The organism is Klebsiella sp. NPDC088457 (assembly GCF_044900465.1).
In the GTDB taxonomy this organism is placed as follows: Bacteria; Pseudomonadota; Gammaproteobacteria; order Enterobacterales; family Enterobacteriaceae; genus Klebsiella.
The window spans coordinates 32,766-54,045 of sequence record NZ_JBJDNH010000012.1 but is presented as its reverse complement, the minus strand read 5'-3'; the positions used below and the strand labels follow the sequence as shown (position 1 = coordinate 54,045).

At 57.3% G+C, this 21,280-nt stretch carries 21 protein-coding genes; 16 read left to right on the top strand and 5 right to left on the bottom strand.

The window, feature by feature from the left end:
* Window positions 1–33: 33 nt before the first annotated feature.
* The 8 genes from ACI2JR_RS09755 to psiF all read left to right on the top strand — a co-directional run bounded on the left by ACI2JR_RS09755 (window position 34) and on the right by psiF (window position 7,933).
* Window positions 34–717: an extensin-like domain-containing protein gene (locus ACI2JR_RS09755; RefSeq protein WP_132728339.1), complete on the top strand. Its 684-nt coding sequence runs from the start codon at window positions 34–36 to the stop codon at window positions 715–717.
* A gap of 211 nt (window positions 718–928) precedes the next feature.
* Complete coding sequence (locus ACI2JR_RS09750; protein ID WP_132728341.1) at window positions 929–2,128, top strand: multidrug efflux MFS transporter; 1,200 nt, start codon at window positions 929–931, stop codon at window positions 2,126–2,128.
* A 170-nt stretch (window positions 2,129–2,298) separates the two neighbouring features.
* Complete coding sequence (gene idnO / locus ACI2JR_RS09745; RefSeq protein ID WP_462478425.1) at window positions 2,299–3,063, top strand: gluconate 5-dehydrogenase; 765 nt, start codon at window positions 2,299–2,301, stop codon at window positions 3,061–3,063.
* Between the two features lie 103 nt (window positions 3,064–3,166).
* A complete protein-coding gene (locus ACI2JR_RS09740) occupies window positions 3,167–4,456 on the top strand; it encodes an MFS transporter (RefSeq protein ID WP_462478424.1) in 1,290 nt (429 codons plus the stop codon).
* 65 nt (window positions 4,457–4,521) lie between these two features.
* On the top strand, window positions 4,522–5,514 hold the full coding sequence (locus ACI2JR_RS09735; RefSeq protein ID WP_132728347.1) for a DNA-binding transcriptional regulator IdnR: 993 nt from the start codon (window positions 4,522–4,524) through the stop codon (window positions 5,512–5,514).
* Between the two features lie 228 nt (window positions 5,515–5,742).
* The gene (gene iraP / locus ACI2JR_RS09730; protein WP_004858488.1) at window positions 5,743–6,003 is read left to right on the top strand and encodes an anti-adapter protein IraP; all 261 of its coding nucleotides are present in this window, start codon (window positions 5,743–5,745) and stop codon (window positions 6,001–6,003) included.
* Between the two features lie 87 nt (window positions 6,004–6,090).
* Window positions 6,091–7,521 (top strand): alkaline phosphatase, encoded by a 1,431-nt coding sequence (phoA, locus tag ACI2JR_RS09725; RefSeq protein WP_462478423.1) that lies wholly within the window; start codon window positions 6,091–6,093, stop codon window positions 7,519–7,521.
* Window positions 7,522–7,612: 91 nt separating this feature from the next.
* Window positions 7,613–7,933, top strand: a complete 321-nt coding sequence (gene psiF / locus ACI2JR_RS09720) for a phosphate starvation-inducible protein PsiF (RefSeq protein WP_462478422.1) — start codon at window positions 7,613–7,615, stop codon at window positions 7,931–7,933.
* Between the two features lie 56 nt (window positions 7,934–7,989).
* Here the strand turns inward: psiF and proC are convergent, their stop codons facing one another.
* On the bottom strand, window positions 7,990–8,799 hold the full coding sequence (proC, locus tag ACI2JR_RS09715) for a pyrroline-5-carboxylate reductase (protein WP_462478421.1): 810 nt from the start codon (window positions 8,797–8,799) through the stop codon (window positions 7,990–7,992).
* Window positions 8,800–8,914: 115 nt separating this feature from the next.
* Between proC and ACI2JR_RS09710 the strand changes: the two genes are divergently transcribed.
* Window positions 8,915–9,373: a YaiI/YqxD family protein gene (locus ACI2JR_RS09710; RefSeq protein WP_132728353.1), complete on the top strand. Its 459-nt coding sequence runs from the start codon at window positions 8,915–8,917 to the stop codon at window positions 9,371–9,373.
* Here ACI2JR_RS09710 and ACI2JR_RS09705 read toward each other — a convergent pair.
* A complete protein-coding gene (locus tag ACI2JR_RS09705) occupies window positions 9,370–10,071 on the bottom strand; it encodes a DUF2076 domain-containing protein (protein ID WP_462478420.1) in 702 nt (233 codons plus the stop codon). The two genes, ACI2JR_RS09710 and ACI2JR_RS09705, sit on opposite strands and share 4 nt — an antisense overlap.
* 335 nt (window positions 10,072–10,406) lie before the next feature.
* Between ACI2JR_RS09705 and aroL the strand changes: the two genes are divergently transcribed.
* The 4 genes from aroL to ppnP all read left to right on the top strand — a co-directional run bounded on the left by aroL (window position 10,407) and on the right by ppnP (window position 12,553).
* Window positions 10,407–10,964 carry a shikimate kinase AroL gene (aroL, locus tag ACI2JR_RS09700; protein ID WP_462478419.1) on the top strand — a complete coding sequence of 186 codons (558 nt, stop codon included), beginning with the start codon at window positions 10,407–10,409 and terminating at the stop codon, window positions 10,962–10,964.
* Between the two features lie 96 nt (window positions 10,965–11,060).
* Window positions 11,061–11,252 carry a YaiA family protein gene (locus tag ACI2JR_RS09695; RefSeq protein WP_132728359.1) on the top strand — a complete coding sequence of 64 codons (192 nt, stop codon included), beginning with the start codon at window positions 11,061–11,063 and terminating at the stop codon, window positions 11,250–11,252.
* A 251-nt stretch (window positions 11,253–11,503) separates the two neighbouring features.
* Complete coding sequence (locus tag ACI2JR_RS09690) at window positions 11,504–12,181, top strand: AroM family protein (protein ID WP_132728361.1); 678 nt, start codon at window positions 11,504–11,506, stop codon at window positions 12,179–12,181.
* A gap of 87 nt (window positions 12,182–12,268) precedes the next feature.
* Entirely contained in the window at window positions 12,269–12,553 is a 285-nt protein-coding gene (gene ppnP / locus ACI2JR_RS09685; RefSeq protein ID WP_041144262.1) for a pyrimidine/purine nucleoside phosphorylase, read from the top strand.
* A gap of 53 nt (window positions 12,554–12,606) precedes the next feature.
* Here the strand turns inward: ppnP and rdgC are convergent, their stop codons facing one another.
* On the bottom strand, window positions 12,607–13,518 hold the full coding sequence (rdgC, locus tag ACI2JR_RS09680; RefSeq protein WP_132728363.1) for a recombination-associated protein RdgC: 912 nt from the start codon (window positions 13,516–13,518) through the stop codon (window positions 12,607–12,609).
* A 91-nt stretch (window positions 13,519–13,609) separates the two neighbouring features.
* Here rdgC and mak point away from each other — a divergent pair, with 91 nt between their 5' ends.
* A complete protein-coding gene (gene mak / locus ACI2JR_RS09675) occupies window positions 13,610–14,515 on the top strand; it encodes a fructokinase (protein WP_165905681.1) in 906 nt (301 codons plus the stop codon).
* A 57-nt stretch (window positions 14,516–14,572) separates the two neighbouring features.
* Here mak and sbcC read toward each other — a convergent pair whose 3' ends face one another.
* Window positions 14,573–17,707 carry an exonuclease subunit SbcC gene (sbcC, locus tag ACI2JR_RS09670; RefSeq protein ID WP_462478418.1) on the bottom strand — a complete coding sequence of 1,045 codons (3,135 nt, stop codon included), beginning with the start codon at window positions 17,705–17,707 and terminating at the stop codon, window positions 14,573–14,575.
* Window positions 17,704–18,906 carry an exonuclease subunit SbcD gene (gene sbcD / locus ACI2JR_RS09665; RefSeq protein WP_462478417.1) on the bottom strand — a complete coding sequence of 401 codons (1,203 nt, stop codon included), beginning with the start codon at window positions 18,904–18,906 and terminating at the stop codon, window positions 17,704–17,706. Before sbcD ends, sbcC begins: the two co-directional genes overlap by 4 nt.
* Before the next feature lie 208 nt (window positions 18,907–19,114).
* Between sbcD and phoB the strand changes: the two genes are divergently transcribed.
* Window positions 19,115–19,804, top strand: a complete 690-nt coding sequence (gene phoB, locus ACI2JR_RS09660; protein WP_462478416.1) for a phosphate response regulator transcription factor PhoB — start codon at window positions 19,115–19,117, stop codon at window positions 19,802–19,804.
* 21 nt (window positions 19,805–19,825) lie between these two features.
* On the top strand, window positions 19,826–21,121 hold the full coding sequence (gene phoR / locus ACI2JR_RS09655) for a phosphate regulon sensor histidine kinase PhoR (protein ID WP_132728371.1): 1,296 nt from the start codon (window positions 19,826–19,828) through the stop codon (window positions 21,119–21,121).
* Window positions 21,122–21,280: the final 159 nt, after the last annotated feature.

Sequence of the window (21,280 nt, the reverse complement as noted above, 5' to 3'; positions counted from 1 at the left end):
TAATATTCACATTGCAAAGCGACGGGAGGCGGCGTGAAAGGAAAGGGTCTTATCGCTGTGCTGGCGCTACTGGCGGCCGGCTACGTCGGATATCGTTATCTTCCCCCGTCGTATAATCCGCTGGCGCCGCTCCGTCTGGAAGACCCGCCGGGGACTATCAGCCAGTTCAAGCTGCGGCGACTGACGCCCGCGCAGTGCGCCGGTCTGCTGGAGGAGGCGAATCGTCGACGGCTCATCTCCAGCCAGCCCGCTGCCGACAGCGGGGGCGCGTGCCCGCTGGAAAACGTGGTGCGGGTACGCGACTTCGGCACGGTCAAACTGAGCAGCAGTTTCCTCGCCAGCTGTTCGCTGGCGCTAAGCAGCGCGCTGTACGTTGAACAGCAGGCGAAACCGCTGACCCGCCGGATGCTGGCGAGCGATCTCCGGCAAATCGATCATCTTGGCAGCTTTGCCTGCCGCAACATCTATCATCGCCAGAACGCGCCGCGCAGCGAACATGCGACGGCGGAGGCGCTGGATATCAGCGGCTTTCGCTTAGCCGATGGCCGCCGCATCAGCGTGCTGAAGGGCTGGCCGGACGCGGAATATCATCCGTGGCTGCAAACGCTGCTGGCGAACGGCTGCCACTACTTCGGCAACGCGCTGGGGCCGGAATATAATGCCGCTCATGCCAACCATTTCCATCTCGGGATGCGCGGGCAGCGTTTCTGCTTTTGAACGGATCTCCTCGTACCGCACGCCGTATGGGCGATAACTTAGGGATAACGTACTGCTTATGTGGCATTTCACCACGAAATTGTTCGCCCGATGGGAGTCAAATGTCATAAAACACTAAACTCATCGCCAGCGCATCTCTGGTAATACGTCGACGGATGGAAATTGCTAAGCTAGGTAATAATTCACAAAAAATTAATGAATACGTGTAGTTATGGAATCCTGGAAGGTCAATCTCATCTCCGTCTGGTTTGGCTGCTTTTTCACCGGCCTGGCGATTAGCCAAATTCTCCCCTTTCTACCGCTCTATGTTTCCCAACTGGGCGTGACCTCTCATGAGGCTTTATCGATGTGGTCGGGGCTGACGTTCAGCGTCACCTTCCTCGTTTCGGCCATCGTTTCGCCGATGTGGGGCAGCTTGGCGGACCGTAAAGGGCGTAAGCTGATGCTGCTGCGCGCCTCCCTGGGGATGGCGGTGGCCATTCTGCTGCAGGCCTTCGCCACCAACGTCTGGCAGCTTTTTATCCTGCGCGCGGTGATGGGACTGACCTCCGGCTATATTCCGAACGCCATGGCGCTGGTGGCCTCCCAGGTACCGCGCGAGCGCAGCGGCTGGGCGCTCAGCACCCTATCGACGGCGCAGATTAGCGGCGTGATCGGCGGGCCGCTGCTGGGCGGCTTCCTTGCCGACCATGTCGGCCTGCGGGCGGTCTTTTTTATCACCGCGATCCTGCTGACGGTGAGCTTCCTCGTCACGCTGTTTCTGATTAAAGAGGGAGTACGGCCGCAGACCAGCAAAGCCGATCGTTTAAGCGGCAGAGAGGTGTTCGCTTCGCTACCCTATCCGGGGCTGATGATTAGCCTGTTTTTCACCACCCTGGTGATTCAGCTCTGCAACGGCTCCATTGGCCCGATTCTGGCGCTGTTTATTAAATCGATGGCGCCGGACAGCAACAATATTGCGTTTCTCGCCGGGATGATTGCCGCCGTGCCCGGGGTTTCCGCGCTGATCTCCGCGCCGCGGTTGGGGAAACTCGGCGATCGGATTGGCACCGCGCGCATTCTGCTGGCGACGCTGTGCTGTGCGGTGGTGATGTTTTTTGCCATGTCGTTCGTGACCACGCCGCTGCAGCTCGGCGTCCTGCGCTTCCTGCTGGGTTTTGCCGACGGGGCGATGCTGCCGGCGGTGCAAACCCTGTTGCTCAAGTACAGCAGCGATAACGTCACCGGGCGTATCTTCGGTTACAACCAGTCGTTTATGTATCTGGGAAATGTTGTCGGGCCGTTGATTGGCGCATCGGTATCGGCGATGGCCGGCTTCCGCTGGGTCTTTATCGCCACCGCGATTATCGTGTTGATCAACCTCTGGCAGCTGGCCGTGATGTTGCGCCGCAGCCGTCGTCGCGCCGCCTAGTCTCTTCTTTCCCGGCATTGGCGCGCCAGGCGCCAATGCCGCATCCAGCGCCTCTCTTTGCGTAAATGTCGCACTGATCACAAATTAATCATTTCTCTGTCTCTCCCTCTTTAAATGTCTACTGTTACGCGTATACAGTTACGCATAACAGTACTTAAAAAAGAGATTTTATGAAGAATCTATTCGATTTATCCGGCAAGCGCGCATTGATCACCGGTTCAGCCCGCGGCATCGGTAACCTGCTGGCCGAAGGCCTGGCGCAGTACGGGGCGGAGATCATCATCAATGACCGGACGCAACAGAAAGCGGATCGCGCGGCGCAGGCGCTGGTGGACCTCGGCTATCGTGCGGTAGGGGTCGCTTTTGACGTCACCCGTTCGGCGGAAGTTGAACAGGCGATCGCCCGCATTGAGGCGGAGATCGGCGCGATTGATATTTTGGTCAATAACGCCGGTATTCAGCGTCGTTACCCGTTTAGCGAATTCCCTGAGGAGGAGTGGGATCGGGTGATTGAGGTCAACCAGAAGGGCGTGTTCCTCGTTTCGCAGCAGGTGGCCAAATATATGATGGCGCGTCGGGCGGGGAAAATAATTAACATTTGTTCGATGCAGAGTGAATTAGGTCGCAAGACCATTACGCCGTACGCCGCATCGAAAGGGGCGGTCAAAATGCTCACCCGCGGCATGTGCGTCGAGCTGGCGGAATATAATATTCAGGTCAACGGGATTGCTCCGGGTTATTTCGCGACAGAAATGACCGCGCCGTTGGTCAATGATGAGGCGTTTTCCGCCTGGCTATATCAGCGTACTCCGGCCGCGCGTTGGGGGAAACCGGAAGAATTAATTGGCGCTGCGGTGTATCTGGCCTCCCCGGCGGCAAATTTTGTGAATGGCCACCTGTTGTTTGTCGATGGCGGGATGCTTGCCGCCGTGTGAAGCGCTCGTCGTCTTTCTCGTCTGCGGTCTTAACCCGCGGAAAGACGACGAATAATAAAATAATTAAACCAGTTTGATTATGCACATAATCTGAGGATGGCATATGCAAATGCTCGCGAAATTACCAGCGCGTCGCTGGTGGTATTTAATGCCTATTATCTTTATTACCTATAGTCTGGCCTATCTCGACCGCGCGAATTATGGTTTTGACGCCGCAGCGGGAATTGAAAGTGATTTAGGCATTACCAAAGGGACCGCATCGCTTATTGGCGCGTTATTCTTTCTGGGTTATTTCTTTTTCCAGGTTCCCGGTGCGATATATGCGGTAAAACGCAGCGTACGTAAAATGATTTTCTGCAGCCTGGTTTTATGGGGCTTTTGCGCGGCGGCTACCGGGTTTGTCAGCAATATTCCGATGCTGATGGCGATTCGTTTTATTCTCGGGGTGGTGGAAGCGGCGGTGATGCCGGCGATGCTGATTTATATCAGCAACTGGTTTACCAAAACCGAGCGTTCGCGGGCCAATACCTTCCTGATCCTTGGCAACCCGGTGACGGTATTGTGGATGTCCATCGTCTCCGGCTACCTGATCCAGGCCTGGGGCTGGCGTGAAATGTTTATCATTGAAGGTATTCCGGCGATGCTGTGGGCGATCTGCTGGTGGATTCTGGTGCGGGACAAGCCGTCCGAGGTCTCATGGCTTAACGCGCAGGAGAAACAGACCCTGCAGCAGGCGATGGACAGCGAACAGAGCCATATCAAGCCGGTACGCAACTATGGCGAGGCGCTGCGTTCGCGCAATGTGGTCATGCTCTGCGCCGTCCATGCGCTGTGGAGCATCGGGGTGTACGGTTTCATGATGTGGATGCCTTCGATTCTGAAAAATGCGGCGCAGATGGATATCGTGGCGGTCGGCTGGCTGGCGGCGGTCCCGTATCTGGCGGCCATTTGCCTGATGCTGACGGTCTCCTGGTTGTCGGATAAGTTCCAGAATCGTAAGCTGTTCATCTGGCCATTGCTGCTGATTGCCGCCATTGCCTTCTTCGGTTCCTGGATGATTGGCAACCAGTCCTTCTGGTTCTCTTATGCGCTGCTGGTGATCGCCGCCGCCTGCATGTATGCGCCGTACGGCCCGTTCTTTGCGTTAATTCCGGAGCTGCTGCCGCGCAACGTCTCCGGCGTGTCGATGGGGCTGATCAACAGCTTCGGCGCGCTCGGCGCGTTCCTCGGCGCCTGGCTGGTGGGCTATCTGAATGGCGTGATGGGCGGACCCGGCGTGTCCTATACCTTTATGGCTATCGCTCTGTTGGCTTCGGTGGTGCTGATGTACCACGTACGCGCCAACGATGAACGCGCCTCTCCTCTAATCACAACAAAGAAGCTTGCGGGTTAACAGAAACGAAGCTGCTGTGTTAAGGTTCTCTGCGAGCATATGCGTCGTTTGCCGTAGAGAACCCGATGAAAAACAACCGGATGACATTACAGGATATCGCGAACCTGGCCGGGCTGAATAAAATGACGGTCAGCCGTTATTTACGCGACCCGAGCCAGGTATCGCAGCGCAGCCGTGAGCTGATTGCTAAGGTCATGGAAGAGAACAACTATATCCCTAACCGGGCGCCGGAAATTTTGCTCAACGCGCGCAGTAAAACGATAGGCGTGCTGATCCCCTCCTTCCGTAATCAGATTTTCGCCGACGTGCTCGCCGGGATTGAGTCCGTCACCTCCGCGCATCAGTATCAGACCCTGATTGCCAACTACGGCTACGATCCGCAGCGTGAAGAGCGCGAAGTGCTCAATTTACTCTCGTATAATATCGACGGACTGATCCTGACCGGCAAACAGCACAGTGAGCGCATGATCCAGTACGTGCGCGCCAGCGGTATTCCGGTGGCTGAACTGATGGACTTTGGCGGTGAGCCGCTCGATATTCAGGTGGGGTTTGATAATGAGAAAGCCGCCTGGGATATGAGCCATGCGTTTCTGGAAAGCGGCAAGCGGCATATCGCTTTTTTTGGTTCGATGGACGATCCCCGCGATTTGAGCCGTTTTCGCGGTACCGAACGCGCCGTCGCGGCCTATGGCCTGAAAGCCTATCATATGACGCCGCGCACCATCTCCTCGGTCGCGCTTGGCCGCCAGATGTTCCTGCAGATGCAGCAGTCGCATCCGGAGATTGACGCTATTTTTTGCACCAATGACGATCTTGCGGTCGGCGTGCTGCTGGAGTGCCAGGCCCAGGGAAAATCGGTACCGCAGGAGATCGCCATTGCCGGTTTCCACGGGCTGGAAATCGGTCGCGCGCGTCTGCAGAAAATCGCCAGCGTCATTACCCCGCGTTATGACATCGGCAAAACGGCAAGTGAAATAATCATTGCTCGTCTGGCCGGTAAAGACGCGCCAGACAGCGTGAATTTGGCCTATCAGATATATTATGGTGATACGCTATAGTTATTACCCGAATAGCAATATGCCTTTTTATTATTATCTATTGAATTTAGTTATGACCAGTATTGTTCTGGTGCTGAGTTTATTCCTCGGGCGTGCGCAGAATGAGCAAAACGTTTCGCTTATTATATTCCGGGATGAATAATCATTTTTAAAAAATAATACTGGTATCCGACGGCGGATGTATGACATAACTAGCAAATAATGGAACCCGCATAAGGATAACGTGCTATGAAGAATCTGATTGCCGAACTACTGGTCAACCTTGCGCAAAAGGAAGAGGAAGCAAAGGAATTGACGGTGCAGGTTGAGGCGCTGGAGGTAGTCGTGACGGCGCTGCTGCGTCATATGGCGCAGGACGCGCAGCAGGCGCTAATTAACGATATTGAGCACGCGATTGAACAGGCCAGCCCTGGCCCGCTGGTAGACGATCGTGACGCCCAGCTGTTACAGCAATATATAAAAAAGCTGTTGCGGCATCCGCGTAGTTAGTTCTTGTGACAGGACATGGATGCTGTCATTTTACTGTCATCTCACTTTTATAAAGTCTCCTTCGTTTTGTTTTTTAAGTATTTTTACATGGAGACGACAAAAGTGAAATTAAGCGCCCTGTTTATTGCCCTGATACCTCTGCTGGGTTCCCCGGCTATTCATGCCGAAACCACCGCCGCTCCGGTTCTGGAGAATCGTGCCGCTCAGGGCGATATCACCGCCCCCGGTGGCGCGCGTCGGTTAAGCGGCGACCAGACCGCCGCGCTCCAGGCCTCGTTAATCAACAAACCGGCGAAGAATATTATTTTGCTGATTGGCGACGGAATGGGCGATTCAGAAATTACGGCTGCGCGCAATTATGCTGAAGGCGCGGGCGGTTTCTTTAAAGGCATTGATGCGCTGCCGCTGACCGGCCAGTACACCCATTATTCTCTGGATAAGAAAACCGGCAAACCGGATTATGTGACCGACTCCGCCGCGTCCGCTACCGCCTGGACCACCGGTGTGAAAAGCTATAATGGCGCGCTGGGCGTCGATATCCACGAAAAAGATCATCAGACCATCCTTGAACTGGCGAAGGCGGCGGGCTTTGCCACCGGCAACGTCTCCACGGCGGAGCTGCAGGATGCCACGCCAGCGGCGCTGGTGGCGCACGTCACCTCACGTAAATGCTATGGCCCGAGCGTAACCAGCGAAAAATGCCCGGACAATGCGCTGGAAAAAGGCGGTAAGGGCTCCATTACCGAACAGCTGCTGAATGCCCGCGCGGACGTGACCTTAGGCGGCGGCGCGAAAACCTTCGCCGAAACCGCCACCGCCGGCGAATGGCAGGGAAAAACCCTGCACGATCAGGCCATCGCTCGCGGCTATCAGATTGTGACCGATGCCAGCTCGCTGGCGGCAATCGACGAAGCTAACCAGAACAAGCCGCTGCTGGGCCTGTTCTCTGACGGTAATATGCCGGTTCGCTGGGAAGGGCCGAAAGCCTCTTACCACGGTAACATCGATAAACCTGCGGTTACCTGCACGACGAATAGCAAACGCGACGCCTCCGTTCCGACGCTGGCACAGATGACCGAGAAAGCGATTAACCTGCTGAGCCGCAACGAGAAGGGTTTCTTCCTGCAGGTTGAAGGGGCTTCTATCGACAAACAGGACCATGCGGCAAATCCCTGCGGTCAGATTGGTGAGACCGTCGATCTTGATGAAGCGGTACAAAAAGCGCTGGAGTTTGCCAAAAAAGAGGGCAATACGCTGGTGGTGGTCACCGCTGACCATGCGCACTCCAGCCAGATTATCCCCGCCGAGACCAAAGCGCCGGGTCTGACTCAGGCGCTGACCACCAAAGACGGTTCCGTGATGGTTATCAGCTACGGCAACTCGGAAGAAGAGTCGATGGAGCACACCGGCACGCAGCTGCGCATCGCCGCCTACGGTCCGCATGCCGCTAACGTGGTGGGATTAACCGATCAGACCGATCTGTTCTACACCATGAAAGCCGCTCTGGGCCTGAAATAAGCCAATGCCGGCGGCGAATTATCGCCGCCGGCTGGTTTTTTTCCCATCAGCGACCAGACTTACAGAGATCGACTTACAGAAGGATGGTGCGATGAAAATAACATTACTGGTATCCCTACTTTTTGGCGTGATCTTTGTGACTGCGGTGAGCGCCGCGGAAAAAACGCCCACTCCTCAGCAGCAAAAAATGACGATCTGTAACAAAGAGGCCTCGTCGAAGTCGCTGAAAGGGGACGAGCGTAAAACGTTTATGAGCCAGTGTCTGAAGAAAGATGCACCGGCGCAGGAGGGGAAGGGGCTGACGCCGCAGCAGCAAAAAATGCGCGAATGTAATGGTCAGGCAACCCAGCAGTCCCTGAAAGGGGACGATCGTCAGAAATTTATGAGCTCCTGCCTGAAAAAACAGGTGTAGCGAAAAGTGTAATGAGCACGGGTGAGCTCTGCCTCACCCGTGGTTTATTTTCAGGATCAGGCGCGACTAAGCTTCTCTGATTTTTCCATGCACTTCACCATCGCTTCGATGACCGCAGAACGGAAGCCTTTCTCTTCCAGCACCCGCACCGCTTCGATAGTGGTTCCGCCCGGCGAGCAGACCATATCTTTCAGCGTACCCGGATGCTCGCCGCTTTCGAGAACCATTTTCGCCGATCCCATCACCGCCTGAGCGGCAAATTTGTAGGCCTGGGCGCGCGGCATTCCGCCGAGCACCGCGGCATCGGCCATCGCCTCAATAAACATAAACACATAGGCTGGCGCGGAGCCGCTGACGCCCACCACCGGATGGATCATCGGCTCAGAGATAATCTCCGCCTGGCCGAAACAGCGGAAAATCGTCAGCGCTTCGGCGATTTCCTCGCTGGTGACCAGCGCGTTAGGCGTAACGGAGGTCATGCCGGCGTTGACCAGCGACGGCGTGTTCGGCATGGCGCGCACGATCTTGCGATCGTGGCCCAGCGCGCGCGCCAGCTGATCGAGAGTGACGCCGGCGGCGATAGAGATCACCAGCGAGTCTTTATTCAGGCTGGAAGCAATTTCGCTCAGCACTTTCACCATGATGCCCGGCTTCACCGCGCCGAAGACAATGTCCGCGACCTGGGCGACTTCCTGCGCGCTCTGCGCCGCATTGATGCCGTACTGGTCATGCAGGGCAGCGACCTTGTCCGGGGACGGGGTATAGACCCAAATTTGACCCGGCTGTACCTGTCCGCTGGCGATCAGCCCGCCCAGAATGGCCTTACCCATATTGCCGCAGCCGATAAAGCCAATTTTCTTCTCCATCACCGTTCCCCTTTGCTTATTTTGTCGTGAGTTGTCTAGCTTATCACTCTGGCGCTTTCATGGGGGACAAAAGCAGGTGACAATGATGACTCCCTTTTCGTCGACAGGAGCCGGAATGGCTATTTGGGTAGATGCGGACGCGTGTCCGAACGTCATTAAAGAGATTTTGTTCCGTGCCGCGGAGCGCACGCAAACGTCGCTGACGCTGGTCGCCAACCAGCCGCTGCGGGTGCCGCCGTCACGGGTTATCCGCACGCTGCGCGTGCCGCAGGGTTTTGATGTCGCTGATAATGAAATTGTTCGCCTGTGCGAACCGGGCGATCTGGTGATCACCGCCGATATCCCGCTGGCGGCGGAGGTGCTGGCCAAAGGCGGCGCAGCCTTGAACCCCCGCGGCGAGCGCTACAGTGACGCCACTATTCGCGAGCGGCTGACGATGCGTGATTTTATGGAGACCATGCGCGCCAGCGGCGTGCAGACCGGCGGCCCGGATAGTTTATCGCAGCGCGACCGGCAACAGTTCGCCGCCGCGCTGGAGAAGTGGCTGTTGGAGACGACGCGCCAGCAGGGTTAAACCCAGCTATCGTCATCGCCGCTGAAATCGTCATCAGCGCCAAAACCGGCGTCGAAGTCGGAATTCAGGGTGTTATTATCCGCGAAGAACGGGTTATCTTCCTGACGGAACGGAGCGTCGGCAGCGCTGGCATCCGGGGTCTGGCTGAGATCGGCCTGCGGCTGCTCTTCGATAATATTGACGATTTCCTGCGGATGCGAGCCGCTGAACATATGGGTCAGCATATTGCCCAGCACCACGCCGCCGGCCACGCCTGCTGCCGTTTGTAGCGCGCCGGCCATAAAGCCGCCGCCGCTACGCGCCGCCTGCGGGGCGTAGTTTTGCTGCTGTACGGGCGGAGCATACTGCGGCTGTGCATTCGCCTGCGGGCGAGCGTACTGCTCTGCCCCTGGAATAGGGTCAGAGACGCGGGACTGGCCGCCGCCAAACAGGCCGGAAAGGAACCCGCCGCTGCTCGGTTTTGCCGCCTGCAGCTGCGTCACCTGGCTTTCCAGCGCCTGGATACGATCGTTTAGCTGTTTGATCGCCGCCTCCTGAATCAGGATCGTTTGCGCCATATAGTAAGGGGCCGCAGGCTGCTCTTTGATATGTTGCGCAATCCGCTCCTCAGCGCTGGCATCGCGCGAAGCGCTCTGCGTCCCGGCTTCTTTCAGCCGGGAAAACAGTCCATCAATAAGGCGTTGTTCTTCAGATTGCATGGTACATTCCTCTGTCACATAGGTCATTTAGCGTCAGAGTGCGTCCGAATGGCCCTGTTTGTAAATATGTTGTCGCGTAAAGCTATACCTAAATGTGTTACCGTTTACGCCAGCCAATGATTGAAAAATAACCCGCGGAAATAAGTAAATCTGGCCTAACACTTGATGCAATGATAAGTTTACACGAAAAATCCTTTTGCTCTCTGTGGTGGAATGGGGTTGTTAGATTAATGTAACGTTTATTTTACGGTTATTGTGCAACGTTTTTGCAGGTATCATTGCTTACTTTTCGTATTCATTTTCCCGCGACATGCGGAACCAGGGGGTCTTAGGTAATGACATTGCCAATCTTTCTCATCGGGCCACGCGGCTGTGGTAAAACGACGGTCGGCCATGCACTGGCGCGGGCGCGTAATTACCAGTTTACCGATACCGATCACGCTCTGCAGGAGCGTGAACAGCGTACGGTCGCGACGATTGTCCAACAGGAAGGTTGGGATCGTTTTCGTGAACTGGAATCAGAGGCGCTGAAAGCCGCCACGCAGCCGGGCACGGTCGTTGCGACCGGCGGCGGCATTATTCTGGCTGAAGGCAACCGGCAGTTCATGCGGGAAAATGGCGTGGTTATTTACCTCCAGGCCTCGGTTTCGGCGCTGATCGATCGCCTTGAAGCCTACCCTAAAACAGAGCAACGCCCGACGCTGACCGGCAAACCGGTCCGTGATGAAGTCGGCGAGGTGCTGGCGCAAAGGGAAGCGCTGTATCGGGCCACGGCGCATCATATTATCGATGCGACGGCGACGCCGGATGAGGTCGTCAGGCAAATTATGGCGACGTTGCCGGGTGTCTCAGCCCCGCAAGAGGCTCAATGCGTCGAGGCGGCACGCGAGTAGAGGGATGCCTCGCCCGGCGAGTTAAGACTTTACTGACGGTAAACGGCGTAGAGGCCCCTATACTTAATAGCTCTGATGGTCGAAGAAGGAAGAGCTATGCCAACCCAACCGCCATATCCGAGAGAAGCGCGTGTCGTTGCCGTTGAGAAAGGTACCCGGGGCCAGGGGGAGACCTGGTATCAGCTGCGTGCCGATTTCCCGACCCCCGATTCACTGATCAGCGAACACCCAACTGAGCAGGAAGCGCTGGATGCCAAACGGCGCTATGAAGACCCCGATAAATCATAATCCCTCGCGCCCGGAATTCTTTTGCACAGCGGAATACCGGGCCTTCATCACATTTTCAATTCATCACCCATACTAATGAATACCGAAGGTACGGATTTTTCAGGCACCCACCTGAGGTCGCTTCAATCTTTACATTCAACGGCGGCGCGAAGCTGCTACGCTTCTGGTCGGTTGATTTTTAGTCAACAGGGGGGCGGATGTTGTGTGTAGTAAGCCTGTGCTGAAGCTGTGGTAGTGAAAAGGTACGTGATATGAGTACAACGATGGCAATTTTAAGCGTTGGCGTGGTACCGGTGGCCGAAGTTCTGCCGCTTTTAACCGAACATATCAGGGAAGAACAGATCACCCATATTAGCCTGTTAGGCGAAATGACGCGTGAAGATGTGATGCAAGATTATGCCGTTGATTCCGGCGACGAAAGCCTGCTGACGTTATTAAATGATAACCAGCCGGCAGAGGTCTCGCGGCAGAAGGTCGAGCGCGATTTAAAGCATGTTATCGCGATGCTCGACAGGCAAGAATATGACGTCATCCTGCTGCTGAATTTCGACATGCTCAGTGGCCTGACGGCGCACAATGCCATATTACTGGAACCGCAGCGGATTATTCCGCCTCTGGTGGCGTCGATTGTTGATGGTCATCAGGTGGGGGTGATTGTTCCCGTCGAGGAAGTGCTGCCCATGCAGCGGCAAAAATGGCTGTCCTTAGAAAACGCACCGTACTATGCGTTAGCCAACCCGAGCAGCGGCAGCGATAGCGATTTATTGAGCGCCGGGCGTGAACTGCTGGAGCAGGGGGCCGATGTGCTGGTGCTGGATTGTCTGGGCTACCATCAGCATCACCGGGACGTATTGCAAAAAGCGTTGGATGTGCCGGTTCTGTTGTCAAACGTGCTGGTTTCGCGACTGGCCGCAGAACTATTAGTTTAACATGGCGTAATCGAGTAATTTTGCGTGACAGGGGCAAGGAGCGCCCCCTATATTGAGGTTTCAACAAAAGATCATAAGGGTTTGTTTATGCTTCAAAGCAATGAATACTTCGATGGAAAAGTGAAATCTATTGGCTTCACCAGCAGCAGTACCGGCCGTGCAAGCGTCGGGGTGATGGCGGAAGGGGAATATACCTTTGGTACCGCCCAGCCAGAAGAGATGACGGTGGTTAGCGGCGCGCTGAATGTGCTGCTGCCAGGGGAAACCGAGTGGAAAGTTTATACCGCCGGTGAAGTATTCAATGTGCCGGGCAGCAGCGAGTTCCATCTGCAGGTGGCTGAGCCGACTTCTTATCTGTGCCGCTATCTGTAATCAGCAGCCTTCCTGCCGCGGCGGGAAGGCATGCCTATTATCGTCACCCGATCTTAACGCTGGGCTTCTCCGCCCAGAGCTTCCACCAGACTGGCAATCAACGCCGCCAGTTCGCCGGTCATCAGAATAAAGTCGGCGTCGAAGCGCTGAGCGAAATCTTCCCGGTCAATATCTTCATTCTGGTCGCGCAGTTCGTCACAAAACTTCAGCCGTTTGATTGAACCATCGTCACACATCAGGAACTGGATACGCTGCTGCCAGTCAAGGGCCAGCTTGGTCACCACTTTACCGGCTTCGATATGAACGGCGATTTCATCGCTGACCAGATCCTGTTTCTTCGCGCGGATCACGCCGCCATCTTCGAGCATCGCTTTCAGCTCGGCTTCATCCAGCAGCTGGAAGCCTTGCGCCACGGTTCCGGAGCGGACCCACTCGGTGAGCGTCAGCTCGATCGGGTTTTCCAGCGCCAGGGGGACGACCGGCAGCGATCCTAAAGTTTTACGCAGCAGCGCCAGCGTATCTTCGGCTTTCCTGGCGCTGGCGCAATCCACCATGATCAGACCGTTGACGGTATCGATCCACATCATGGTCTGGCTGAAGCGGCTGAAGGCACGCGGCAGCAGCGAGTGCAGCACTTCATCTTTCAGCGCATCTTTCTCGGTTTTTTTCAGCTTACGGCCCTGATCGGCTTCCAGCTTGAGGATCCTGGCTTCCAGCGCCTGTTTGATCACCGGCGACGGCAGGATCTTCTCTTCTTTACGTGCGCAGATCACGATCTGGCCGTTAGCCGTATGCGTCAGCGCATCGCTGTGCGATCCCATCGGCGAGACCCAGCCGGTTTTCGCCATATCCTGGCTACCACAAGGGGTAAAAGTCAGCTCGGCCAGCTGTTTTTCCATCTCCCCGGCACGCAATGAAATGTCGCGGCTGAGACGGTAAACCATTAAATTTTTGAACCACAGCATGATAATTTCCACGGCGTTATCGTTAAATCCAGCGGGCATGATAGCGAATTGTCGCTATGCTTGCATTGTTAATCGGGGAGAGGAGCGTACAGTGCGTATTGGTATTGATCTGGGTGGTACAAAAACAGAAGTCATTGCCCTGAGTGACCAGGGAGAACAGCTCTTTCGCCACCGTCTGCCGACGCCGCGGGAGGATTATCGGCAAACGATCGACAATATCGCCGCGCTGGTGGCGATGGCGGAGCAGGCAACCGGAGAACGCGGCAGCGTGGGCGTCGGGATTCCGGGGTCGATTTCGCCGTATACCGGAGTGGTAAAAAATGCCAACTCCACCTGGCTCAACGGTCAGCCGTTTGATAAAGACCTCAGTCAGCGCTTAAACCGTGACGTGCGACTGGCGAATGATGCCAACTGTCTGGCGGTATCGGAAGCGGTAGACGGCGCCGCCGCCGGGGCGCAGACCGTGTTTGCGGTGATTATCGGCACCGGCTGCGGCGCGGGAGTGGCGATAAGTGGCCGTTCCCACATTGGCGGCAACGGTACCGCGGGCGAGTGGGGGCATAACCCGCTACCGTGGATGGATGAGGATGAACTGCGCTACCGGGCGGAAGTTCCGTGTTACTGCGGTAAGCAAGGGTGCATTGAAACCTTTATCTCCGGCACCGGCTTCGCCACCGACTATCGGCGTCTGAGCGGCCATCCGCTAACGGGAAATGAGATTATGCGGCGGGTCGCAGAACAGGATCCGCTGGCCGAGCTGGCCCTGTCGCGCTATGAGATGCGTCTGGCGAAGTCGCTGGCCCACGTGGTGAATATCCTCGACCCGGACGTCATTGTACTGGGGGGCGGGATGAGCAACGTCGAACGTCTGTATCAGACGGTGCCCAACCTGGTGAAACCGTGGGTGTTCGGCGGCGAGTGCGAGACGCCGATTCGCAAAGCGGTTCATGGTGACTCCAGCGGCGTGCGCGGCGCGGCCTGGCTGTGGCCGCTGTAACCGGCTGACGGCGCCCCGGGTCGCGGCATGCTGCCTGACCCGGGGAACGGTGCTTACCTACTCCACCGCAAAGGCTTTATCCAGCCGGCTGTAGCCCAATCCATTGATTTTTTTAACCTTAATCTGCACCGGAATGCGTTCCTTCATCGCTTCGACGTGGCTGATCACGCCGATCACTTTGCCGCTGGCGTTGAGCGCATCTAAGGCATCCAGCGCGGTATCCAGCGTTTCGCTATCGAGCGTGCCGAACCCTTCATCAAGAAACAGTGAATCAATGCGCGTTTTATGGCTCACCAGATCGGACAGCGCCAGCGCCAGCGCGAGGCTGACAAGGAAACTCTCGCCGCCGGAAAGGGTACGGGTATCTCGTACCGCATCCGCCTGCCAGGTATCCACGACCTCCAGCTCCAGCGCTTCGCTGGCCTTGCGTTGAAGCTGATAGCGCCCGTGCAGACGATTCAGCTGGTGGTTTGCCAGCCAGACCAGGTTATCCAGGGTGAGTCCCTGGGCGAATTTGCGGAACTTATCGCCTTCTTTAGAGCCGATCAGCGAATTGAGCCACGCCCAGTCCTCCAGCTGGCGGGTGGCAAGCTCCATCTGCTGGCGGAGCGCCTGCTGACGCTGCTGATTTTCGGCGTTCTGCTTCAGCTGCTGGCGTATTTCCCCCTGACGGGCGCTATTTTCCCGCAGCAGCGGCGCCAGCTGCTGCAGACGGACCTGCACCTGTTCCAGCGGCCGGGTGATATCCGCATCCGCCGGCGGCTGTTGCTGATGCTGGCCGAGCGCTTCGCGCGCGCGTACGGCCAGGGCATTGCTTTGCTGTAAGCGATTTTCCAGCGTTTGCTGGCGCTGCTGCAGGCGCTGGCGCGTCTCTTCATCAAGCAGGGCGTCAAGAAAGGCCTGTCGATCGGCAAACGGGCTGCTGGCTAACGCGTCAGTGAACTGCTTTTCGCTGGTGCGCAACGCTTCCTGCTGCTGATTTTCCTGCTCGCACAGCGTACGCCATTGGCTTTGCAGGGCCAGGCAATCGTCATGCACCTGACGCCAGCCCGTCAGCGGCGCGGTTTCGGCGCTCTCTGTGCTCTCCGGCAGGGTTTCCAGCAGCGGGGTCAGCTGCTGAAGTTGCTCCTGCAGAGCGACGGATTCATTTTGTTGCTCCTGCCAGCGCCGCGTCTCCTCTTCCCGCTGCGTCAGCCAGTTCGCCGCCTGCTCGGCCGGCGGGACGCTGAGGGCGAAGGGCGCAAGCTCTGCTGCCAGCTGGGCATGACGCTGCTCAAGCTCGCGCTGGATCTGCTGTAACTGCTGCTGGCACTCCAGCTGCTGGGCCTGCCAGGCCAGCCGCTGCTGGTGCTGGTACAGCTGCTGTTCATGCTCCTGCTGCGCCTCCAGCCAGCCGGGAATATCGTCCTGCGGTTGCAGTGTAATATTTAATCCGCTGACGGTGGCCTGCCATTGTGATGTAAGTACTTGCTCCTGCTGGAGAAGAGAGTCCTGCTCCTCTTTTTCTTGACCTTGCTGTTTCAGCTGCGCCTCCAGCTGGCCGCGCAGCTGGGCGCCTTCTTCCGCCAGCTGCTTGACCTCGCGTTCCAGGGCCTCGCGGCGAGCCTGGTTAACGCCGGGAACCAGCGCCCGGTATTCGGCGACGGCCGGGTGTTCGCTGGAACCGCAGAGCGGGCAAGGCGCGCCGGGCTGCAGGCGGGCGCGCTCTTCTTCCAGCCCGGCGATCCGCGCTTCCAGCTCACAGATGGCTTTGACATCGCTGAACTGCTGATTTTTCTCTTTATAGGCCTGACGCCGCTGATTCAGCGCCGTCTCCAGCTTTTCCTGCTCCGCGCGGCGGGCCTGCGCCAGCGTTTGCAGCTGCTGCAGGCGCTGACGGAGCGGCAACAGACGCCCGTGCAGGGCGGCAAGCTGCTGGCGCAGCGGGCGGGCGGCGGCATGCTGCGCCAGGCTGGCGGTCACCTGTCCGGCATCCAGCGCCAGCGTCGTCGTCGGCAGTTCGGCCAGCTTGCGGGCGGCATCGGCCTGACGCTGCTGTATCAGGGCATACTGCTGTCCGTCGCGAGCCTGCTGCTGAAAGACCGCCCGCCAGCCCGCCAGCGCATTTCCCCACTGGCGATAGCGATCGTGTTCTTTCAGCCAACCGTGGAGGGCGTGATGCGCCTCCTGTAAACGGGCTATCTGCTGGCCCGCCGCAAGGCGAATGCCCGCGCGCAGGCGCAGCCGCTGATGTAAGCGAGCATTTACTTCTTCCACCTGACGACGGGTGTGTGCCAGCGCGGTGGTCTGTTCCTGCTGTCGGCTCCACAGCGGGCGTAGCTGTTCAGCCGGCTGGGCCTTCTGCAGAGCGCAGAGCTGCGGCTGGGCCTCCTCCAGCGCCTGCCGCGCCGCCGCGAGCTGCGTTTCGGCCTGAGATTGTTCCGCGGTGAGCTCCTGGCGACGCAGCAGCCACTGCTGCGTCGTTTGCAGCTGGCTCTGCTCGGCCAGCTGCTGACGTTCTTCATCAGTAAGTACTTGCAAACTTTGCTGCAGCGCCTGCTGCTGCTCGTCGCTCAGCAGCAGCACGCCCGATGCCTGCGCCTGCAGCTTATCCAGTTCGCCGCGGGCGAGTTTATGTTTTTCAAAGACCTGCGCCGAGATTTGGCCATAGATTTCCGTGCCGGTCAGCTCCTCAAGGAGCTCGGCGCGCTCTTTGGGTTTCGCATTGAGAAAGGCGGCAAACTGGCCCTGAGAGAGCAGCATCGAGCGGGTAAAACGGCCGTAATCGAGGCCGGTTAGCGACGCGGTGAGTTCCAGCTTATCCTTCACTTTGTCGGCCAGGATTTGGCCATCGTCGCAGCGCGCCAGCTCGACGCGCGGGGCCTGCAGATTACCGTCCGGCTGGTTGCGGGCGCGGTTCTGACTCCAGAAGGCGCGATAGGCCGTCCCTTTGACCTCGAACTCCACTTCCGCCAGACACTCGGCGGTGTCGCGGGTCATCAGATCGTTTTGCGATTGCGAGACGCTGCTCAGACGCGGCGTTTCGTGATACAGCGCGAGGCAGATGGCGTCCAGCAGGGTGGTTTTCCCCGCGCCGGTCGGCCCGGTGATGGCGAACAGCCCGTTGCTGGCGAACGGCTCGGCGGTGAAGTCGATTTTCCATTCGCCTTTCAGCGAATTAAGGTTTTTCAGGCGCAGGCTCAGAATTTTCACAGGTGCTCCTCCCCGTGCAGACTCTGCAGCGTTTCGTTAAACAGCTGCTTCAGGCGCAGCTGCTGCGCCTCTTCCAGCGTTTCCAGCGCCAGACGGCGCTCAAAAACGTCTTCCACCTGCAGTTCGCTGAGCGTTTCGCGCCGCTCTCCCGCCAGAATGCGTTCGCGCTGGGCCCGGCTGCGGCGCACCAGCAGCACTTCGACCGGCAGATCGTCGGCCTGGGCCTGGATTTTGCGCTGAATATCATGCAGGTATTCGTCGCTGGTGATTTCGATATCCAGCCAGACGACCGGCTGTTGCGGGGCGTCACGCCACTGAGCGAGCTGTTCGCTGATGCTGGCGAAATCGCCTTTCAGCACCGCCAGAGGTTGGGTGACCGGGACCGGCAGCGGACGCACCTCGCTCAGATGTCCTGCGCTAAAGGTCACCAGGTTGACGCTTTTAGGTTTACCGGTTTCATCAAAACTGAGGGCGATCGGCGAACCGCAGTAGCGAATGTGCTCGCTGCCGCCGACCACCTGCGCCCGGTGGATATGGCCGAGCGCGATATAGTCCGCAGGCGGAAAATGGCTGGCGGGAAAGGCATCGAGGGTACCGATATAGATGTCGCGCACCGCATCGCTTTTGCTGGCGCCGACGGTGGTCAGGTGGCCGCTGGCGATAATCGGCAGCGGACGATCGCCGCGCAGGGCGCAGGCTTCCTGATACTGCTGTTGATAGTAGTCGCTGATGGCGCTTAGCAACTGCTGCTGCTTTTCACCGCTGGAGTGTCCAGCCTGGCTGGTGACCAGCTCGCGCGGACGCAGGAAAGGCACCGGGCAGAATATGGCCCCGGGGGTACCGTCGCGCAGCGGCAGAATAAAGGGCGAATGGCCGGCGTTCGCTACCACCGTGGTTTTCAGAAAAGCCAGAATATCGCGCGACTCATTTAAGGTGGCGACCGAATCATGATTGCCCGCCAGCACCACCAGCTGACAGCCGGTTTGCTGCAGCTGGACCACAAAGCGGTTATACAGTTCGCGGGCGTAGCTCGGCGGCGAACCGGTATCAAAGATATCGCCAGCGACAATAATGGCATCGACCTCGTGTTCCTGCGCGCTGGTCAGCAGCCAGTCGAGAAAGGCCGAATGTTCGGCGGCACGGCTTTTGCTGTAAAAATTCTGGCCAAGGTGCCAGTCGGAGGTGTGGATGATGCGCATAATTCTTCCCTAACGAAAAAGCATGGGCGCATTATATACGCGTCATCCCCCGGTTGCCCCCTTAACACCACGAGGATCGGTTGTTAGTCCTTGTCATGATTCAAAATCCGCTATCATCAAACGGTCATTTTCTTCATAAATCTGTCACAAAACTGACGCATAATGACGCCGCACTCTATACTGATGGCTAAAAAATACAGGGTAAATAATGGCGAGAAGAATTCTGGTCGTTGAAGATGAAGCTCCAATCCGCGAAATGGTCTGCTTTGTTCTGGAGCAAAACGGCTTTCAGCCCGTCGAGGCGGAAGATTATGACAGCGCGGTGAATCAACTCAATGAACCCTGGCCTGATTTGATTCTCCTCGACTGGATGCTGCCGGGAGGATCGGGCCTGCAGTTTATTAAGCTGCTCAAGCGTGAAGCGATGACCCGTGATATTCCGGTGGTGATGCTGACCGCCCGCGGTGAAGAAGAAGATCGCGTACGCGGTCTCGAAACCGGCGCCGATGATTACATTACCAAGCCTTTCTCACCAAAAGAGCTGGTGGCGCGGATCAAAGCCGTCATGCGGCGAATTTCGCCGATGGCGGTGGAAGAAGTGATTGAAATGCAGGGGCTGAGCCTCGATCCTTCATCGCATCGCGTGATGACCAGCGAAAGTCCGCTGGACATGGGGCCGACGGAGTTTAAATTATTACACTTCTTTATGACCCACCCGGAACGCGTCTACAGCCGCGAACAGCTGCTGAATCACGTCTGGGGAACCAACGTGTATGTAGAAGACAGAACGGTGGATGTGCATATTCGCCGTCTGCGCAAAGCGCTGGAACATAGCGGCCACGACCGGATGGTACAAACGGTCCGCGGTACGGGATATCGTTTCTCCGCCCGTTTCTGAATCTCGACAGGAGTGTGAACCGTGCTGGAACGGCTGTCATGGAAAAGGCTGGCGCTTGAGCTTTTCTTATGTTGTATCCCGGCCCTGATTCTCGGGGCATTATTGGGTTATCTGCCGTGGTTTTTACTGGCGGCAGTGACCGGGCTTCTTATCTGGCATTTCTGGAATCTGCTGCGTCTTTCATGGTGGCTATGGGTCGATCGGAGTATGACCCCGCCGCCGGGAAGAGGCAGCTGGGAACCGTTGCTCTACGGCCTCCACCAGATGCAGATGCGCAATAAAAAGCGCCGACGCGAGCTGGGAAGTCTGATCAAACGCTTTCGCAGCGGCGCCGAGTCGCTGCCCGATGCGGTGGTGCTGACGACGGAGGAGGGGGCCATCTTCTGGTGTAATGGTCTGGCGCAGCAGATCCTCAATCTGCGCTGGCCGGACGATAGCGGACAAAATATTCTCAATCTCCTGCGCTACCCTGAATTCGCCAACTACCTCAAAAACAGGGATTTCTCAAAACCCCTCAATCTGGTGCTGAATACGGCTCGCCATCTCGAGATCCGCGTGATGCCTTACAGCGACAAGCAGTGGCTGATGGTGGCGCGCGACGTTACGCAGATGCATCAGCTCGAAGGCGCGCGGCGGAACTTTTTCGCCAACGTCAGCCACGAGCTGCGCACGCCGCTGACGGTGCTGCAGGGATATCTGGAGATGATGCAGGAGCAGGTGCTGGAAGGGGGAACGCGCGAAAAAGCGCTGCATACCATGCGTGAACAAACCCAGCGCATGGAGGGGTTAGTCAAGCAGCTGCTGACGCTGTCGCGCATTGAAGCGGCGCCGGTGCTGGCGATGAATGACAGAATCGACGTGCCGATGATGCTGCGGGTGGTGGAGCGCGAAGCGCAGACGCTCAGCCAGCAGAAGCAGACGCTGCGTTTCCTGGTTGATGAATCCTTGCAGGTGTTGGGCAACGAAGAGCAGCTGCGTAGCGCGATTTCCAACCTGGTGTATAACGCGGTTAACCATACCCCCGCAGGAACGGAGATTACCGTTAGCTGGCAGCGGGCGCCGCATGGCGCGCTGTTTAGCGTTGAAGATAACGGGCCGGGCATTGCGCCCGAGCATATTCCGCGGCTGACCGAACGTTTTTATCGCGTGGATAAAGCCCGGTCACGACAAACCGGCGGCAGCGGTCTGGGGCTGGCGATTGTCAAACATGCGGTTAACCATCACGATAGCCGGCTGGAGATAGAGAGTACGCTGGGCAAAGGGACGCGCTTTAGTTTCTTACTGCCGGAACGTTTAATTGCCAAAAAAAGCGCCTGACCGCAGCGATGTCAACATGACTTGCCAATGACCAGCTTCGGCTGGTCATTTTCGTTTGCAGCCGCTTTTTAGTCGCGTAATTAATGAACGTCTGCTGCTTTTTTGTTCGCATGATTAGCCATGTGTTTTCCATCAGTATGGTCAATAATTCTAACCTTA

Coding starts and splice junctions, on each gene's coding strand:
- iraP (WP_004858488.1), top strand. CDS start 5,743: ATGAAGAATCTGATTGCCGAACTACTGGTCAACCTTGCGCAAAAGGAA.
- ACI2JR_RS09750 (WP_132728341.1), top strand. CDS start 929: ATGGAATCCTGGAAGGTCAATCTCATCTCCGTCTGGTTTGGCTGCTTT.
- ACI2JR_RS09690 (WP_132728361.1), top strand. CDS start 11,504: ATGAGTACAACGATGGCAATTTTAAGCGTTGGCGTGGTACCGGTGGCC.
- ACI2JR_RS09705 (WP_462478420.1), bottom strand. CDS start 10,071: ATGCAATCTGAAGAACAACGCCTTATTGATGGACTGTTTTCCCGGCTG.
- ppnP (WP_041144262.1), top strand. CDS start 12,269: ATGCTTCAAAGCAATGAATACTTCGATGGAAAAGTGAAATCTATTGGC.
- rdgC (WP_132728363.1), bottom strand. CDS start 13,518: ATGCTGTGGTTCAAAAATTTAATGGTTTACCGTCTCAGCCGCGACATT.
- phoA (WP_462478423.1), top strand. CDS start 6,091: ATGGAGACGACAAAAGTGAAATTAAGCGCCCTGTTTATTGCCCTGATA.
- aroL (WP_462478419.1), top strand. CDS start 10,407: ATGACATTGCCAATCTTTCTCATCGGGCCACGCGGCTGTGGTAAAACG.
- ACI2JR_RS09710 (WP_132728353.1), top strand. CDS start 8,915: ATGGCTATTTGGGTAGATGCGGACGCGTGTCCGAACGTCATTAAAGAG.
- phoB (WP_462478416.1), top strand. CDS start 19,115: ATGGCGAGAAGAATTCTGGTCGTTGAAGATGAAGCTCCAATCCGCGAA.
- idnO (WP_462478425.1), top strand. CDS start 2,299: ATGAAGAATCTATTCGATTTATCCGGCAAGCGCGCATTGATCACCGGT.
- sbcD (WP_462478417.1), bottom strand. CDS start 18,906: ATGCGCATCATCCACACCTCCGACTGGCACCTTGGCCAGAATTTTTAC.
- ACI2JR_RS09735 (WP_132728347.1), top strand. CDS start 4,522: ATGAAAAACAACCGGATGACATTACAGGATATCGCGAACCTGGCCGGG.
- psiF (WP_462478422.1), top strand. CDS start 7,613: ATGAAAATAACATTACTGGTATCCCTACTTTTTGGCGTGATCTTTGTG.
- proC (WP_462478421.1), bottom strand. CDS start 8,799: ATGGAGAAGAAAATTGGCTTTATCGGCTGCGGCAATATGGGTAAGGCC.
- ACI2JR_RS09695 (WP_132728359.1), top strand. CDS start 11,061: ATGCCAACCCAACCGCCATATCCGAGAGAAGCGCGTGTCGTTGCCGTT.
- ACI2JR_RS09740 (WP_462478424.1), top strand. CDS start 3,167: ATGCAAATGCTCGCGAAATTACCAGCGCGTCGCTGGTGGTATTTAATG.